The 17375-nt window shown below is 39.5% G+C and carries 20 protein-coding genes; 14 read left to right on the top strand and 6 right to left on the bottom strand.

The genetic code is table 11. The features are described 5' to 3' along the window. Window positions 1–27 precede the first annotated feature (27 nt). Both CZ382_RS09805 and CZ382_RS09800 read right to left on the bottom strand, forming a co-directional pair. Window positions 28–870: a zinc ribbon domain-containing protein gene (locus tag CZ382_RS09805; protein ID WP_088051081.1), complete on the bottom strand. Its 843-nt coding sequence runs from the start codon at window positions 868–870 to the stop codon at window positions 28–30. A 258-nt stretch (window positions 871–1128) separates the two neighbouring features. Then, entirely contained in the window at window positions 1129–2484 is a 1356-nt protein-coding gene (locus tag CZ382_RS09800) for a S1C family serine protease (RefSeq protein WP_088051080.1), read from the bottom strand. 166 nt (window positions 2485–2650) lie between these two features. On the opposite strand from CZ382_RS09800, the gene CZ382_RS09795 reads away from it, so the two are divergent. The 3 genes from CZ382_RS09795 (at window position 2651) to typA (ending at window position 6791) form a co-directional block, all read left to right on the top strand. Next, the gene (locus CZ382_RS09795; RefSeq protein ID WP_088051079.1) at window positions 2651–3337 is read left to right on the top strand and encodes a response regulator transcription factor; all 687 of its coding nucleotides are present in this window, start codon (window positions 2651–2653) and stop codon (window positions 3335–3337) included. Between the two features lie 2 nt (window positions 3338–3339). Beyond that, window positions 3340–4671 carry a sensor histidine kinase gene (locus CZ382_RS09790; protein ID WP_088051078.1) on the top strand — a complete coding sequence of 444 codons (1332 nt, stop codon included), beginning with the start codon at window positions 3340–3342 and terminating at the stop codon, window positions 4669–4671. A gap of 290 nt (window positions 4672–4961) precedes the next feature. Then, window positions 4962–6791 (top strand): translational GTPase TypA, encoded by a 1830-nt coding sequence (gene typA, locus CZ382_RS09785; RefSeq protein WP_088051077.1) that lies wholly within the window; start codon window positions 4962–4964, stop codon window positions 6789–6791. Between the two features lie 418 nt (window positions 6792–7209). Here typA and CZ382_RS09780 read toward each other — a convergent pair whose 3' ends face one another. The 4 genes from CZ382_RS09780 to CZ382_RS09765 all read right to left on the bottom strand — a co-directional run bounded on the left by CZ382_RS09780 (window position 7210) and on the right by CZ382_RS09765 (window position 9658). After that, window positions 7210–7392, bottom strand: a complete 183-nt coding sequence (locus tag CZ382_RS09780) for a hypothetical protein (protein ID WP_088051076.1) — start codon at window positions 7390–7392, stop codon at window positions 7210–7212. A gap of 111 nt (window positions 7393–7503) precedes the next feature. Then, window positions 7504–8457 (bottom strand): ABC transporter permease, encoded by a 954-nt coding sequence (locus CZ382_RS09775; protein ID WP_088051075.1) that lies wholly within the window; start codon window positions 8455–8457, stop codon window positions 7504–7506. Then, entirely contained in the window at window positions 8450–9370 is a 921-nt protein-coding gene (locus CZ382_RS09770; RefSeq protein WP_088051074.1) for an ABC transporter ATP-binding protein, read from the bottom strand. The genes CZ382_RS09775 and CZ382_RS09770 overlap by 8 nt, the downstream gene beginning before the upstream one ends. A 129-nt stretch (window positions 9371–9499) precedes the next feature. Beyond that, window positions 9500–9658, bottom strand: a complete 159-nt coding sequence (locus tag CZ382_RS09765; protein WP_088051073.1) for a YfhE family protein — start codon at window positions 9656–9658, stop codon at window positions 9500–9502. Between the two features lie 206 nt (window positions 9659–9864). Between CZ382_RS09765 and CZ382_RS09760 the strand changes: the two genes are divergently transcribed. The 11 genes from CZ382_RS09760 to CZ382_RS09715 all read left to right on the top strand — a co-directional run bounded on the left by CZ382_RS09760 (window position 9865) and on the right by CZ382_RS09715 (window position 16842). After that, window positions 9865–11151, top strand: coding sequence for a DUF2254 domain-containing protein (locus CZ382_RS09760; RefSeq protein WP_088051072.1), 1287 nt, complete (start codon window positions 9865–9867; stop codon window positions 11149–11151). A 75-nt stretch (window positions 11152–11226) separates the two neighbouring features. Further along, a complete protein-coding gene (locus CZ382_RS09755; protein ID WP_088051071.1) occupies window positions 11227–12384 on the top strand; it encodes a CapA family protein in 1158 nt (385 codons plus the stop codon). 29 nt (window positions 12385–12413) lie between these two features. Next, entirely contained in the window at window positions 12414–12626 is a 213-nt protein-coding gene (locus CZ382_RS09750; RefSeq protein ID WP_235000411.1) for a hypothetical protein, read from the top strand. Window positions 12627–12703: 77 nt separating this feature from the next. Further along, entirely contained in the window at window positions 12704–12874 is a 171-nt protein-coding gene (locus CZ382_RS23955) for a hypothetical protein (RefSeq protein ID WP_188725895.1), read from the top strand. Between the two features lie 36 nt (window positions 12875–12910). Then, a complete protein-coding gene (locus tag CZ382_RS09745; RefSeq protein WP_088051070.1) occupies window positions 12911–13093 on the top strand; it encodes a transcription initiation factor TFIIIB in 183 nt (60 codons plus the stop codon). Between the two features lie 662 nt (window positions 13094–13755). Next, entirely contained in the window at window positions 13756–14079 is a 324-nt protein-coding gene (locus CZ382_RS09740; protein WP_088051069.1) for a PadR family transcriptional regulator, read from the top strand. After that, window positions 14076–14939 carry a permease prefix domain 1-containing protein gene (locus CZ382_RS09735; protein WP_088051068.1) on the top strand — a complete coding sequence of 288 codons (864 nt, stop codon included), beginning with the start codon at window positions 14076–14078 and terminating at the stop codon, window positions 14937–14939. The genes CZ382_RS09740 and CZ382_RS09735 overlap by 4 nt, the downstream gene beginning before the upstream one ends. 23 nt (window positions 14940–14962) lie before the next feature. Next, window positions 14963–15994: a TolB-like translocation protein gene (locus CZ382_RS09730; RefSeq protein ID WP_088051067.1), complete on the top strand. Its 1032-nt coding sequence runs from the start codon at window positions 14963–14965 to the stop codon at window positions 15992–15994. Window positions 15995–16014: 20 nt separating this feature from the next. Beyond that, window positions 16015–16296, top strand: coding sequence for a hypothetical protein (locus CZ382_RS09725; protein ID WP_088051066.1), 282 nt, complete (start codon window positions 16015–16017; stop codon window positions 16294–16296). A gap of 90 nt (window positions 16297–16386) precedes the next feature. After that, window positions 16387–16563 carry a YesK family protein gene (locus CZ382_RS24780; RefSeq protein ID WP_088051065.1) on the top strand — a complete coding sequence of 59 codons (177 nt, stop codon included), beginning with the start codon at window positions 16387–16389 and terminating at the stop codon, window positions 16561–16563. A 27-nt stretch (window positions 16564–16590) separates the two neighbouring features. Then, window positions 16591–16842, top strand: a complete 252-nt coding sequence (locus CZ382_RS09715; protein WP_088051064.1) for a hypothetical protein — start codon at window positions 16591–16593, stop codon at window positions 16840–16842. Window positions 16843–17375 lie beyond the last annotated feature (533 nt).

Raw genomic sequence — 17375 nt, 5'->3', positions numbered from 1 at the left:
ACATTTAAGCGGTAAAAGCCTTTTTCTTTAAAATCCACCAAACATTCCGCCCATTCCATCAATTACAACGGAAAGGAAGGTTTTCGCGAATGATTGGATAAAGAATGAAAATAGTAAAAGGTTAATAAAGTAAATTCCCAGTAAAACATAAATACGGTCAAATCCCTTGGCTGGCTGCTCGTGTAAAATAATCGTCGGGATAATGAATATTAAACCAAACATGCTGATCATAATCAGGAATATTGACAAAGAAGTAAGTCCGATTAAAGCGAACAAAAATCCTGCAGCATACAATAGTAAAAAAGGAACTTGATAAGCACCGTACTTGCTAAGAACATCTGTAAAAGTCAATGCTTGAGCAGAAAACTTCACACCAGCAAATGTCAATGCCGCAACAACCAGGAACAGAATGATAAACTCAATTAATGGTAAAACAAAACTGTCAAAAAATGAGATCGATGGTTCTGATACTCCTCCGAAAAACCCGCTTGGAATAGATTCGCTAACCAAGCTGCTAAACGAGCTCATAAATAAATGAAGTCCTAACGCAATTAATAAAGAGAATATGACCATTGTTGCAATACTTGAGATTAAATCATTACTGTTTGCTTTTTTTGCTTTGCTTGGGCTTTTAAGCAGTGTAACAAAGAAATGACCAAAGTTTGAGCCTGCAGTTTTTAATTTTTCAACCGATTCGTTTGACTGCCGGGTTTGTTCCGTTTGCTCATGCTGAATGGTTGGCTGCACCTGTGGTGGTGTATTGATCGTTGGGTCTGCAGCTGCTGAATATTCGTCATTAGGCAGTTGCGCTCCGCAACTCGTACAAAACTTTCCCCCCTCTGTTTCTTGACCACAATTCGGACAATGCATAACATCACTTCCTTCTTCATATTAACGGATAATGGTCTATGAATATGATATCCGTCCTATATTAAGTATACTTTCGACAAATTTTTTGGAAATCCTTTTTCTATAAGGATTTTGTTTTATTGAGTAATAAATGGCTTGATATGGATAGTCGGACTGCTATGGGCGAAAGTACACATTATAAATTATATCGGCTGAACATAAAAAAAGAAGGGGGAAACTTCCCTTCTTTTAAAATTAATCATATAACTTATCAATATATTATTTGGGAAGATCGCTTCCGGAATTGGACTGCTCTTCTCGTTCTGTTAACGTTAGTTTAACTGTTTGCGGTTTGCCGTTCCGGTAAATTTCCAGTTGAATGGTTTCCCCGATTTTCGTTTCTGAGTACATGTATTTACGTAAGTCAAGAATAGAAGCTATTTCTTCATCATTTATTTTTGTTATAACATCAAATTGCTGTAATCCCGCTTTATCTGCAGGTGAGCCGGCTTCGACGTTCGCAATTACCATGCCGTGGTCAACTTTCTCCGGCAACTGAATGTTTTGCTGGTATTGCGGTGGTACTTGTTCTAGCGAAGCGGTGCTGATTCCAATAAATGGCCGGGCAATCTCGCCATCGGTTTCCAGCTGCTTCATAATTGATGAAGCTGAATCGATTGGAATGGCAAACCCGATTCCTTCGACAGCTTCTTGGGCGACTTTCATCGAATTAATACCAATAACTTCCCCGTCAGCATTGACTAATGCCCCGCCACTGTTTCCGGGGTTGATCGCTGCATCTGTTTGAATGACCTCCGTTACCCAATCAGGCTGTTTATCCCCGTTTGTATCTACCTTAACGTTACGTTGCAACCCGCTGATAATTCCCTTTGTAATCGATCCGGAAAATTCCATGCCAAGTGGATTTCCAATGGCGATTACGGTTTCACCGATTTCCAAATCTTTGGAGGAGCCTAATTTTGCTACCGTATCAATTTTACTGCCATCAATTTGCAATACTGCCAAATCGGTTAATTCGTCCGTTCCCAATACTTTCGCTTTGATGTGATCCTCATTATTCAGAACAACGTCAACCTCTTTGGCGCCATTGACAACATGATTGTTTGTAACAACATAGGCTTTCCCATTTTCTTTTTTATAAATAATCCCCGAACCGGATCCAACTTCCTGACTAGGCGCCCATAGGCTTTGCTGTTGTTTGTTAACGACACCGACAACAGTTTTCGAAACTTCATTCATGTCGGCAGCAACATCAGCATCATCGGAAGCGATTGTATTGGATATCGCTGGTTCTGCTTGTTGATTATCTGTGCCAGCTGATCCGCTGTTATCCGTGTTTCCGGTGGAATTCAGTGGAATTATGTTTGTCAAAAATAAGGATGCGACAACCACTGCTGAAATGACACCACCGATTATTCCGCTTAGTAGTGGGTGTGACGGTGACTTCTGTTTTTTGGATGAACCTTGTGCTGGCGGTTTTGTTAGGCCAGGGCCTTTACCAGCCTGGTCAAGGTGAAATTGGCCTTGTTCCGTTTCAGATTGGTTGCTATTTTCCATTCCATTTGCCGGTTGCTGATTATGCCGTTGGTCATGATGTTCATCATTATATTCCATTTACATCACCTTCTTCAATATTATTTCGATTTTATTGTATAAATTTCCTTTGGAAGGAATTCAGGATAATTGTAGAAAAAGTATGTAATTCCCTTTTCATTGTTCATATTCCCCATTTTGTGCAAAAATAAAAGTGTATAAACCAAACATTAAGGGGGTACTGTAGTTGAGTTATTATATTGGTGTAGTAGAAGATGATGCTAATATCCAAAATATTGTTTCCGCTTATTTGAAAAAAGAGGGCTTTACTGTAACGATTCACGATACTGCGGAAAATGCTTTGGAGTTATGGGAGACACAACCCCCGGATATGTGGATTTTGGATATTATGCTTCCGGGAATGGATGGGTATGACTTTTGCAAGCGAATTCGACAGGAAAGTGAAGTGCCAATCATTATTATCTCTGCCAAAGATGAAGAGGTTGATAAAATATTAGGAATTGAGCTTGGCGGTGACGATTATTTAACAAAACCTTTTAGCCCACGTGAATTAGTAGCGCGTGTTAAACGGTTGTTAAAACGGACCAATTTAACGATAGATGCAAATGATCCTGCGCAGGAAAAGGTAAAGGTTGATCAGTTATTAATTTATAAAGGGGATCGGCGTGTTTTTTGGAATGGTAAGGAACAAGACGTAACAACGAAGGAATTTGATATGCTCCTTTTGTTTGCAGAGAATGTGAACCGGGCTTTTTCCCGGGAAGAACTATTGGTGAAGGTATGGGGAGACGATTATTTTGGCAGTGATCGGGCTGTTGATGATTTAGTGAAACGAATTCGAAAAAAACTGGATGATATCCAATTGGAGACGGTGTGGGGCTACGGGTATCGTCTCCGTTCTGAAGAGGAATAGCTATGAAACTTCAACATCAGCTAAATGCAGCCTTTACGACATTGCTACTGGTGATTCTGACCGTAACCGGATTTGTTATTTATTCCTTAATACTTGATCTATTGGTACAGGATGAGCAACGGCAATTGAAGCAAAAAGGGGAGATCCTGGTCAGTATTCTAAATGAGGAGTACGGGGCACAGCAAAATGTTCAACAATTCAGTGACTTTTTACAGGATAAGGATTTGCAATTATTTCTCTATGACCGCAAATCGAATCGGGTCCTGGACTCCACATTGTCAAACAGGATTACAGCTGGACTTTTTTCGAATAATAATTTTGCCGATGATTCGAAACAGCTATGGGAATATGGCAATGATAAATATGTAACGTCAAGAATTTTATTTTACCCGCAAAGTACAGGACTTGAGCTTATATTATTAACGCCACTCAAAGATTTGCAGGCAGTACAGCATAATTACTTTCAACGGCTGCTGCTGGTGTTTGTAATTGGCGGGATTGCCGTTATTGTCTTAAGTTATTTTCTAACGAACAAACTCGTAACGCCATTAACCAAATTAAAATGGCAGCTGAAGAAAATTGAAAAGCGGCAATTCGATTCGTTAGAGCGCATTCAAGCTACAGGGGAAATAAAAGAGGTGGAAGAAAGTGTATTTGAGATGGCAGACGAATTACAACGGTATATGAAATCACAGCAAGCGTTCTTTCAAAATGCCAGCCACGAACTAAAAACCCCGCTGATGACGATACAAGGTTATGCTGAAGGGATTCGGGATCGTATTTTTGCTGAACAAGATGAGGAAAAAGGCTTGGAAGTGATGGTGAACGAGGTAAAGCGGCTGAAGAAAATTATTAATGAAATGATTTTATTAGCTAAATTGGATAGTGAACAGGAAGTGTACCAACCGGAAGAGCTCGCTGTTACAGAATTAATTGATCAGGTTCTCGATCGCGCGTTACCACTAGTAAATGAAAAGGGGATCACGATTCAGCATAATGTAGAAGCCGGAGCTACCATTTACGCCGATCAGGAAAAACTGCTCCGGGCACTATTAAATATTACGTTTAACGGGGTTCGTCATGCAACATCCCGAGTAGCTATTGATGCCAAAAAAGAAGCAGGCAAAACGATTATTTCCGTTAGGGATGATGGTGCAGGTATACCAGAAAATTTAATTCCACATATTTTCCACCGGTTTGTCAAAGGTAAGAATGGGGAAACGGGTTTAGGACTTGCTATCGCCCGCGCAATTGTTGAACAATCGGGCGGAAGTATTAAGGTAGAAAAGTCGGATTTGGGTGGAGCTAAATTTGTTCTGCTATTTGAATCATAACGCTCAAAAGAAAAATAAATTTTTATATTTGGGCATTTTATGGTATAATTGTATGGTTTGATTCATCCCGTTTTTATGGAAAGTAAAATCCCTGTTTTAAACTAGAGGGAAAAAGCGAGGATCAACCGTCCGTAAAGGCACGATCATAGGAACAAAGACGAAGAACGTCACTTCCTGTGACAACGTCTTTGTAAACCACATTGTGTGGGCCCCAACTAATAATTAGTGGGGAAGAACCCCTCAATGAATGAAGTTTCACTTTACCCGTAACGAAAGAGGAGCGTACTTTTATGCAATTAAGAGAAGATATACGGAACATCGCGATTATTGCCCATGTTGACCATGGCAAAACAACACTTGTAGATCAGCTGTTAAAATACTCGGGCACTTTTCGTGAAAATGAGCATGTTGATGAACGTGCAATGGATTCAAATGATATTGAGCGTGAGCGCGGAATTACGATTCTGGCGAAGAACACGGCGATTAAATATAAAGATACAGCAATTAATATTTTAGACACACCTGGTCACGCGGACTTTGGTGGAGAAGTTGAACGGATTATGAAAATGGTTGATGGTGTCTTGCTGGTCGTAGATGCCTATGAAGGCTGCATGCCGCAGACCAGATTCGTGCTGAAAAAAGCATTGGAACAAAAACTGACACCAGTCGTTGTTTTAAATAAAATTGACCGTCCGAATGCCCGTCCAGATGAAGTGATTGATGAGGTGTTGGATCTATTTATTGAGCTTGGTGCCGATGATGAACAATTGGAATTCCCAGTCGTATATGCATCAGCTTTAAATGGTACATCTGGAGAAGAGCCGGATAATCAGCAGGAAACAATGGATCCTGTTTTTAAGACTATTTTGCAACATATTCCAGCACCGGTGGATAATGCTGACGAACCTTTACAATTTCAAGTAACATTGCTTGATTATAACGACTATGTTGGCCGAATTGGAATTGGCCGGATATTTCGTGGGAAAATCAAGGTCGGACAACAAGTCGTCGTACTGAAAAAAGACGGCACGACCAAATCGTTCCGTATTAGCAAACTGTTTGGCTTTATTGGCCTTAAACGGATGGAGATACAAGAAGCAAAGGCTGGAGATATCATCGCAGTTGCTGGCATGGAAGATATTAATGTCGGAGAAACGATTTGCCCGCAAGACCATCCAGAAGCATTGCCAACGCTCCGGATCGATGAACCAACTTTGCAAATGACCTTTCTCGTAAACAATAGTCCATTTGCCGGAAAAGAAGGGAAATATATAACGTCAAGACGAATTGAAGAGCGGTTAATGAAGCAATTGGAAACTGATGTAAGTCTTCGAGTGGATCCAACCGAGTCACCTGACGCATGGGTTGTCTCTGGACGTGGGGAATTACACTTGTCGATTCTAATTGAAAATATGCGGCGCGAAGGCTATGAATTGCAGCTTTCCAAACCGAAAGTGATTATCAAGGAAATTGATGGGGTGAAGTGTGAACCTGTCGAACGTGTTCAAGTGGACATTCCGGAAGAATATACAGGCGGTGTAATGGAATCATTAGGTGCCCGTAAAGGTGAAATGCTTGATATGGTCAATCATGGTAATGGCCAAGTTCGAATCGAATTTAAAGTACCATCACGCGGGTTGCTTGGCTATACGACAGAATTCATGTCGCAAACGCACGGGTATGGCATTTTAAACCATACATTTGATTCGTACGAGCCACTCTATAAAGGTCATGTTGGAGGACGGCGTGAAGGTGTTCTCGTCGGAATGGAAAATGGAAAAGCGACCACATACGGGATCATGCAGCTTGAAGACCGTGGTGTAATATTTGTCGAACCTGGAACAGAGATTTATGCTGGCATGATTGTTGGTGAACATAACCGCGAGAATGACTTAACGGTTAATATCACGAAAGAAAAGCATCTGACGAATGTTCGCTCAGCAACGAAAGACCAAACGGCAACTATCCGAAAAACAAGAAGCATGTCACTTGAGGAAGCAATTGAATACCTAAACGACGATGAATATTGTGAAGTAACACCAGAGTCCGTTCGCTTACGCAAAAAAATATTAAACAAAAATGAACGGGAAAAAGCAGCAAAAAGAACCAAATTAGGATGAGATAAGCCGAAAAAGGCGTGGGTTACCGTCTTTTTCGGCTTTTATTTATAGGTTAGGACAGTACAAAATTCTAGCTTCATTCAGCTATCACCAAGATAGACCACGTCCCATCGGTAGTGTGCAATTCCCGATCCGAACGATAATCTACATCGCATTGTTCCCGGTAAATAAAACGGAGCCACACGAAATGTTAGAATCGGATTATTCTAGCCGCTAAACTTGTGCTTCCACTCTTGTACTTGATTTTTTGGAGAATACTGGGGTTTTGGAAAATGTGCTGAAGTTCAGCTGGATGTTGCTGAACTGGAGCTAAAAAAAGCTGAGGATTTTTTAAAAGTGCTGAACCAAGCCAAAAATTCACTGAACCACCTTGAATGGAAGAAAAGCTGTTTGCGTTAGATGCAAACAGCTTTTGTGCTTAATTTTGGTTCTTTTCTCTTTTCTCATTCGGAATGTACTTTGTGAAATAGGCTGCGAAAATCAGACAGACGAGCGATAACCCCCATGAGGCAATCCCGCTCCATTGATAGTCAAATCGCAGACCAATAATTAGAATTAATGCACTAAGAATAAGAAACATGGTAGATAAGTACCGTTTCATTTGTAACACCTCGGTTTGAAAAGCCCTCAATCGGTACAAAAATTAAAGGGTGAAACTAGGATAATATTTATAGTTATAACATAGGCTTTTCGCTTTTACAATGAGATTATCCTATTGGCCGGCAACATCCCGTTTTGTGAAGAATAGCCATGATACAGCGAGAAAAATTACATAATAAACGGCTAAAACAGTAATCGAAAAACCTAATGTCATACCCTCTATCAATGGTTCACCATATGCATATTGCCTTAGATCCGTGTTAGCAAATAAAATATATTTTGCAAAGGCCTTATCTGAAAAATAGCTAACAATGGAACTTCCGGCAAACATAAGGAAGATCGCCAGACCAATGGCAAGGGAACTTTGGCGGAATATTGACGAAATCATAAATGCGAATGTCGCCATCATTAACAATGTAACGAGCTGATAGCCATAGCCTTCTACAATTTGTTTCATAGGCGTACTATGACCAAAGCTACCGTCCATCTGATATTGTACAATTTGCTGGTCGAATCCGTTTACGCCGAAGAAAATGGCGCCAACAATCCAGGAAAACAGTAATACCGCCAAAAGGCTAAAGAGGGCAAACAACAAGGTTGAAACATATTTAGAAAGTAATATCTTCGTGCGTGATATCGGTCTGATAAGCAGTAATTTGATTGTTCCCCATTTAAATTCATTGGCAATAATTCCTGCAGCCACGATAATTGTAAATAAGGTTACCAATGACAACAGCATTTGATTTTCTGCGACAAATTGCCATGCATCGTATTTTACAGGCTGGATATCATGTTCCAGATAATAGTTGTTCTTTGCAATCTGATCAGAATTGAACCCTTCCATTCCTTCTTCTTTTTCCATTTCTTCCGTTAGTGAGGCATTTTCTTCCTGGAGTACTTCACGCCAGTCATCACCTTGATAATCCTCATTCAGATCGCCAAATGAATTTGCCAGAACAGCTAATCCAACAATAATCGCAGCCATTAATAGGTACATAACCCATGTAGATTTACGGATATAAATTTTTATTTGCTCATTATATAAAAGTTTCATAAAGCTACTCAATCGTATTCTCTCCAATCAAATCAAAAAATTTATCTTCCAGCGATGCCTTTGCAGCACCAACTTGATAGATAGATATATCATGTTTTGCCAGTGTTTGGATCAGCTTTGGAATGTCCTCTTTTTCGCTATGTAACAATAGTACCCCATCCTTGATTGCTGCACTCACATTGTGTTCTGTACGTAAGAGCTCTTTGGCCTTTTCTAATGGTGTTACCTCCATTTGTACTTGTAAAGCCTGCTTCTCGGAAGGTGTGTCATGCAAATTCTGGGTGGAAATTAATTCACCATTTTTAATAATACCGATGCGGTCACACATTAGTTCAACTTCTGACAAAAGGTGGCTGGAAATGATAACCGCAACATTCTCCTGTTCTGCAAGGCTTCTAATATATGTACGAATCTCCCTGATACCGGCTGGATCCAATCCATTTGTAGGTTCATCAAGTATTAGTATCGATGGTTTATGCAATAATGCTTGGGCAATCCCCAAACGCTGACGCATCCCTAATGAATACTTGCCGACCTTATAGTTGATTGCTTTTTCCAGTCCGACAAGCGTGATGACTTCATTGATTCTTTCCTTGGTAACACCCGGAACCATACGAGCATAATGCCGCAGATTCTGCATCCCGCTCATAAACGGATACATTTCCGGGTTTTCGACAATCGCCCCGATTTCTCGAGCGGCTTGTTTATAGTCGCTTTTAATGCTCTTCCCCAAAATCCGGATATCCCCGCTGGTAATGTTCATTAACCCAACCATCATTCGGATCGTTGTTGTTTTACCAGCACCGTTGGGACCGATAAAGCCAAACACTTCTCCAGGATTGATGGAGAACGATAAGTCTTTGATAATTTGTTTGTTGCTGATTGTTTTGTTAACATCAAGCAACTGCATTGCTGGTTCTGACATTTCTTCATACCTCCATATCTTTTCTTTCCTTGTTTATACGAAAATTGGCTGAAAAGGTTTCATTCGTCTGCAATTCCATGTAAAAAAACCTTGCTTTTCGTGGGAAAAGCAAGGGGTAAAAAGTTCCTTCTATTTCATTAATTTAGGGTTTTCCCGTTTCGCTTCTTTCACTCTGGGCTTCCGGTAGCCACCGGCAATATCAGCTTGCTTAAAATCCTTTGTATAATGTACTTCCTGTGCATCGGAAAGCTGTTTATTTTTCGTCGGCTGATACTGTGTATTTCGCATTGTTAACTATCCTTTCTCTTAAATTATAGTGTTCAATTAATTGTATTCCCGATTTTGCCAAGCTAAAACTTTACGTTCGTTCCAGTGTGGATCCTGCAATGTAAAATATCGTAAGTTCCCATTTTTTAGTGAAACTCGCCTTTGCTTGAGTATAGGCAGCAAGGGGTATAGAACGGTATAGAATATTTTTGATGGGGGTTTGCTCGGTGAGAAAGGAAAAAATATGGATTAATGTCCGAGACAGTTTTTGGTTTTTACCTGCCATTTACGGAGTTATGTCAATTGTTTTAGTGTTTGTTGTGAACAGTGCAGATTCATGGATTATGTCGCACTTAAAGGAACAACTTCCCAATATAGCATTAACCAGCAGTGACGTGGCAAAGGAACTATATGCTTCACTGGTCACTGCCATTTTAACGATGACAACGATCAGTTTTTCGGTGATTATGGTTGTGTTAACCACCTATACAACACAGTTTTCGCCCCGGACACTGCAGGATTTTATGCGAAGCAGCACAACCCAGCATGTGCTCGGAATGTATTGCTTCGGATTCGTCTTTGCCTTGCTGCATCTGCTTCTCGTTGGAAAAGGCAGCATTGTGATAGGGCCAATATTGATGGGAATTATTGCAATTATGGTTCTGGGTTTTTTTGTTTACTTTATTCATCATTCCGCGAGATGGATTCAAGTGAATAATTTGATTTCAAAAATTCGGATCGATGGTTCAAATGTGATTAAGCATGCTTATCAGCAGCAGGATTATTTGGAATATGAAGAATGGAATGAAGGGGAAGTTCGGTATTTGCAGACACAGACTAAACGGCACGTCTGTGCTTCTAAATCGGGGTATGTACAGGAAATTGATTGGAAAGGGCTGGTTAATTGGGCAAAGCATGAGAATTGTATTGTCCATTTACATGTGCAAATTGGGGATTTTGTCTTAATGGATTCGCCCGTTATCAGTGGAATCAATTTAGACCAGTGGAAAAAATTGGACGACATTCAGCGATACTTAATTATTTGCAATGAACGAACCGATCTTCAAGATGTTGAGTTTTCACTGCAAAAATTGGTGGAAATCGCATTACGGGCTATTTCCCCGGCCATAAATGATCCACACACAGCGATTAACTGTATTAACCGGATAGGAGCCTTGTTGAGTGAGGTCAGTACCAATTATAAGGAAATTTATTATTTGGCAGATAAAGCGGGGAATTTGCGTGTGATTAATGAACCGAAGAAATATGAGGATTATTTATATAAAAGCTTTTATCAAATCCGCCACTACGGGAAAGACGATGTTTCTGTGCTGTACGGTTTGATTGAAGTGTTATATAAAATTGCATTCGTCAGTAACAAAAAAATTAAACAAAAGATATGGCGATTTCATTATTATATTGTTGATGTAATTGAATGGGATACACTATCGGAATTGGATCGACAGCATTTGCAATCAATTTACCGTAAATTCAGATCGTGCTACGGTGAATAATAGGATTTCAAGTTGATGTCGTCTTTTGTCATTCATATGTTATGATGAAGAAAAAGCCCTAAGGAGAAAGTTTGGATGAAAAGAGGAAAATTAGCCACCGTCTTTGTACTGGTTATTATTTTTTTGCTAGCTGCTTGTGCTAATGATAAAAAAGTAGATATAACGACGGAAAAGCAACGTGATAAGGAAGTAACAAAACCTGTAGAACCAAAGGAAACGGTGAAGCAAATTACACTTTCGGCGATTGGTGACATATTGATTCATGATAGAGTATATAATGATGCAGCGGTGGAGGATGGGTACGATTTCCTGCCAATGCTTAGGAAGGTCAACCCTTTTTTAAGTGATACAACCATTACGATCGCGAATCAGGAAACGATGATCGGTGGGGAAGAGATTGGGTTATCCTCGTATCCCGCGTTTAATAGTCCAGTTGAGGTTGGCTATGCATTAAAAGATGCTGGAGTCGATGTTGTCTCAATCGCTAATAACCATACGTTGGATCGTGGCGAAAAAGCAATCCAGCAGGCGATTAAGAACTGGGAAACAATTGATATGATGTACACGGGAGCATATAAAGATAAGAGAGATAGTGAAAATATCCGAATCTATCAAACCGATGCGGGGATATCGGTCGCTTTTCTAGCTTATACGTACGGGACAAACGGGATTCCTGTTCCGGACGGGAAGGATTATTTGGTAAATTTAATTGAAAAAGAAGTCATGGCTGGTGCAATTAAAGAGGCGAAGAAGAAAGCAGACGTGACGGTACTAAGCCTTCATTTCGGCGACGAATATGAGCGCATGCCGAATGATACTCAAAAGGATCTTGCACAATTTGCCGCCGATAACGGTGTCGATGTTGTCTTGGGGCACCATCCGCATGTCCTGCAGCCGCTGCAATGGGTTAAAGGAAAAAAGGGAAATAAAACTCTTGTCGCGTATTCACTAGGAAATTTTTTATCAGGGCAGGATGAATTTTACAATCGAATCGGCGGGATTTTGAAATTCACAATTAAACAGACCACTAAAGAGGATGGGAAAAAGGAAATAGAGGTAGTCGCTCCGAAATTCATGCCGACATTTGTAACATTTCACGATGAAACAGATTACAGGGTAGTCCCTATGTATCAACTTACCAATGGGGAATTGAAGGATGCGGATAAACATTATCAGGAGATACGGGAGCACATGTCACAGTGGATGCCAGGGCTTGAGTTTGTAGAAGAGTGAGAAGGGATATATTTTGGGGGAGAGGAAAAGTGATGATTCCAATAATTTTTACCATATTAACAGTCGTTGGTCTAATCGTTTCTACATTTGTACTAGCCCAGAAAAGAAAGCGGAAAGGTATAACAGGCATAAAAAGTGCATTATCATCTATTTGCCTTTTCCTGGTTGCAATAACGAACCTTTTGGCATATTGGCTGAACTTTTCAGGAATCGTCAGTTGGGGATTACAATCGCCCTTTTAATGCTAGGAGCTTATTATACAAAGTATCTTCCTTCACCTGAAAAACAATCATATAGCTAAGAAGAGGGAGCTGAAGTAATGAACGAAGAATACTTTGTTGGCTGGGGTACGTTATCTTTGATTAATGCAGGTATCGCCCAGGGAAAGAATAGAAGTGGATTAAACTGGTTTCTTGTCTCTTTGTTGCTTGGACCGGTTGCTACATTAATATTGCTCATGGTTGAGAAAAGGTCAGATCAAGATGATTAATGGATTGGCATATAATGGGGAAGGGAGAGATTTTTAATGAATGATGATAAGGAATGTACAAAATGTGTCGGAAGGGAATTTGGAACAGGTAAACAGGCTGGTTATGCCAAAATGAACTCTGACCGTTTCAATTTGGGTTCGAATATTTTACATACGATTTGTACGAATTGCGGATTTATAGTGGAGAGTTATGCAGAGAAACCGAAAAACTTTAAATAGAAGGATAGGTAAAAGAATGCGGTATTATAGTGTACGAATGAAAAAGAGGCACGTGTTTACGAAGTAGGTTGATATTCGAAACGGTTGATTATTCATTAAAAGATAGATTTTTCAGTGTTTTCTTGGCAGATAAGAAAGTATAGACTTTCTTATCTTGCATAAGTGCAACCAAGGCATTCGCCCAAAGGCTTGGCGAATGCCAAGTTTTCTAAAATAAACTATTGTATAGTAGAGGCAGACAGTGAAGCAGGGTGAGGCGCACATCCCTTAACAGATGGGAGGTGCTGGCAGTACATCCCCAGGAAAGAAAGGGGGTGGATGCCTGTGATATCAATTGAGAAAACACGGGAGTTGATGATTTTATTCGCAACTCTTGCTGTCTTGATTGTGAGCAGCCATGAAAAAAGTAATCACCCTGTAGACTCTAATCAAGGGGTAATTACTTTTTCACCCAATAAAAGTCGCCACATCCTGTGGTAACTGTTTAGAGTCGTAAGTAGCAGCTTACGGCTCGTTTTTATTATTATCTTCTATTTTTATTATATGCAATATCAATTAAAAATACAACCTTTGAGAATTTAGTCTTCAGTAAAATTAATCTTCTCTTATACCTTGTAAAACGATGCACATCGTATTACAATGTTAAAAAGGAGTGAAGACGAATGGACCGAGAAATTATGAAGGGCAGCATTGACATTTTATTGCTTAATTTATTATCCGAAAAAGATATGTACGGTTATGAAATGGTAAAAGTGTTAAAAGACAAAAGCGAACAGCTTTACAGTATGAGTGAAGGGACGCTTTATCCAGCTTTGAAAAGAATGGAAAAAAAGAATTGGGTCTGTTCATATTGGTCGGAAACCGAAAATGGGAGAAGAAAGTATTATAAATTAACCGATGACGGAAGTGCAATATTGGAAAAAAAACTGAAGGAATGGAACAGCATTCATAACCTAATCACAAAAACATCGGGGAACTTATCATGAACCGGACGGAAAAATATATCCGTCGCGTCCTTGAGCAAATGCAAAGTCCAAAAGCTGAACGGGAAGAAATGCGTGAAGAACTTCTCATGCATCTGGAAGAAGCAAAGAAGCGTTACCTCTACGAAGGGTATTCTGAAAAACAAGCGGAGAAATATGCACTTGCTGATTTTGGGAATCCAAGCAGAATCGGGCGTGAACTACAGGAGTCCATTTATCCATTTCAGCGTGGTTTATTATACGTAATCGGCATCGCGACAATTATATTCGGAGTCATTTTCTATTTGAATGCTGTTTTTTTGCTTCATGAGCGGATAATTGTGTGGTTTGGTATTCAACTGCTTATAGGAACGGCTGTCATTTTGGCTGCAATTAATATATCAATTGTTGGCCGGTATTTCTATTTGGTCAATTTGTTAATACTCGTCTCCGCCACTTGGAGTGGGATCGATCTGATGATGGTAGAAACGGCACCCGGGGGACAGGCATTCTTATTTAGTTTATATCTAACTATCTTGATCATTGTTAGTCTAATTTTTGTTTTCAGAAATTCCTATTATTCTACTAGCCAGACGGAAAATGAACAGAGAAAACCTGGGCTGGTGAAATTCAGCTATATTATGAATCTGTTATTCGGGGTTATTATTATTTCCCTTGGATTGTTCTTTATGTGGGGATTCCTTGTCTTTATCGGCATGCGTGCAATTGCATTTGTGCCATCAATTCCTATTTTTTTATGGCTAACCTTTTATAAATTCCAAATGACATACATTGCAAAAAAACCGTTGTTATCGCTTGCGACAGGTTTCCTGTTTTCCGGTGTTGCTATTGCCTTGCCTTTTGGGATTCTCGTATTTACATAATTTTTCTGTGGGAGGATGACAAGATGTCGTTAAAAATGAAGAATATAACTTTCCTAATTGGCATGGTCTTCCTGTTCTTTTTTATGTGGGGGATAAGTCTATTCGCTGAGCCTTCAAAGGGTTTTTCAGGATTTGGTGAAACCACAGACCTATCACCCGATGATGAAACATTGGTTTTCTCTTATTTCCAGGATGGTAACGCTTCGTTATATACTGTGCCAGCAAGTGGTGGAACGGCAAAGCTATTAGCAAAACCGATTGAGGGAAATTCTTTTATTAATCCGACGTTTTCCCCAAATGGAGATAAAGTGGCTTTTATCAAACAGTGGGAAGTTGAAGAACAAGAACGTACTTTTGGAGAATTAATGATAATTGACCAGACGAACGGGAAAATGGAACAGCTGACGGATACGAATAACCTAATTACGGAAGCAGTTTTTTCTCCGGATGGGAAAACACTATATTTCCTAAAGGCATCGGTATACAAAAATTATTCTGAAATTGCTTCCAAGCGGCCACATGAATTTGATATATTTCGCATGGATTTAGAAACAAAAGCAATCGATCAAATTACACATAAAAAGGCATATGAAATGTCTGGTTTAGCTGTAACACCGGATGGAAAGCAGTTGATGTACCGGAGTTACGGGAATGGTGATCAGTTAGTATTTCACTCCCTTGCAGATGATGGGGAAACAGTTGTAATACCAAGTGGAGAGTTTGCCTCTGGTGCCCCGATTATTTCGTCACCTTCGTTATCATCAGATGGGAAACGGGTTACATTCTCTGATGTTGCAACTAAGGGTAAAGATGGTTTGTTCATTTATGAAGCTTTTAAAATGGATGTTGACACGCAACAAGCAAAGCAAATTACATCTTTTCACAAACATGTTACAAACCCGGTGTTTTTTCATCATAGTAACAGTCTTATCGTAACGGTTGATGAAAAATTTGGCGAAGCTCGTTCTGAATACTCTTACTGGCGGGTTAGCATGGATGGGGATCAGCGGAAACATTTGAGCATTAATATACCGGAAGTAGATGATATGAAATAGGTTTTAAGGGGGATTTATGATTGAGAAGGTATAGCATTGGGGCATTAACCTTTATATTATTAGGGCTATTGTTGCTTGGAATCAATTGGGGGTTTCTGAACTATTCTGAATCAATTGCATTCATCGGATATTTGTTCTTATTGGTTAGCGTGGTATTGGGATTTGTTGCTCTATTTCGTGGCGAAAAAGGCAGAGCAAATGTCATTAGCATTGCATTATTCTTCATTATCTTGCTGCTCATAATAGTATTCAAGCCTCTAGAGTTTGTACGATTAATGATTTGGTTGAAGAATATTATATAAATGAATTGTTTTTCATGGATTTGCCAGTTTTTAAGGATTGGCTGCCAATTATCTTTGCCGGTGCTGGTGCGGCGATTGTGATAAAGATTCATTACCAAAACAGTATTTTATGTCATAACAAGTGTGCTCAGTCTAATCTGCATTTTTACCTTTTTATATAGCATATTCGGAGTAGGCGGCTGGGCAGGTATGGGGTTAGGAGCCTTTACAGTTTCAATTTACCTTGGCATTATTGTCGGTACCATACTCAGTGTTTTGGTTAAGTAAAAGCAAGCTTAGGGGTTGATGCGGAAAATGAAAAAAATAGTGGGTACTCTCTCCACTGTCTTCTTCTTATTTGGTTTAGCAGCATATATATTGGCTTTATTGGGAAATGATAGTTTTTGGTTTGGTGGTGTTGTAGTATCAGCGATCGGTTTTCTTTTGGCATTCTTTGCGGAAAAAGGTGTGGTAAGAAAAACTGGTTTAATCGGAAATGGAGCTATAGTGTTCATAACAATTATTATTCCTTTTATAGTAACAACTTTTTTCTGGAATGAGCCTTGAGGTATAATAAAATGAAGGAGTGTGTATTTGTTTAAAAAGTTGGATTACTGAGTGTATTAATCTATATCAGGAGGAGTTAAATACCTTTGGAAATTATTAAACAATCTATGAAGGAACCACCGTATTTGTCATATATAATTATTAGCGTCTTGTCGTTTGCTACCTTTGGAAAGATAAAGTGGGTTGAAATGAAAAAAACTTTACTGAAGGAAAAGGTTCAGGAATATTCTCATAGAGTGTGATGATACTGTTGGATTAAATTTATTGAAATTACAAAATATATTGTTCCTTTCTGCTATTTTTGTTGTATAATGGAGATGGACAGTGAAGCAGGGTGTGGCGCACATCCCATAACAGACGGGAGGTGTGGCGGTTCATCCCCAGGAAAGAAAGGGGGTGGATGCCTGTGATACCAATTGAGAAAACACTAGAGTTGATGATACTATTCGCAACTCTTGCTGTCTTGATTGTGAGCAGCCATGAAAAAAAGTAATCACCCTGTTGACTGGAATAAGCGGGTGATTACTTTTAGC

It is taken from the genome of Virgibacillus dakarensis (genome assembly GCF_900155625.1).
Taxonomy (GTDB): domain Bacteria; phylum Bacillota; class Bacilli; order Bacillales; family Amphibacillaceae; genus Lentibacillus_C; species Lentibacillus_C populi.
The sequence above is the reverse complement of the archived record's forward strand: the minus strand, read 5'-3'. Positions and strand labels throughout refer to the sequence as shown.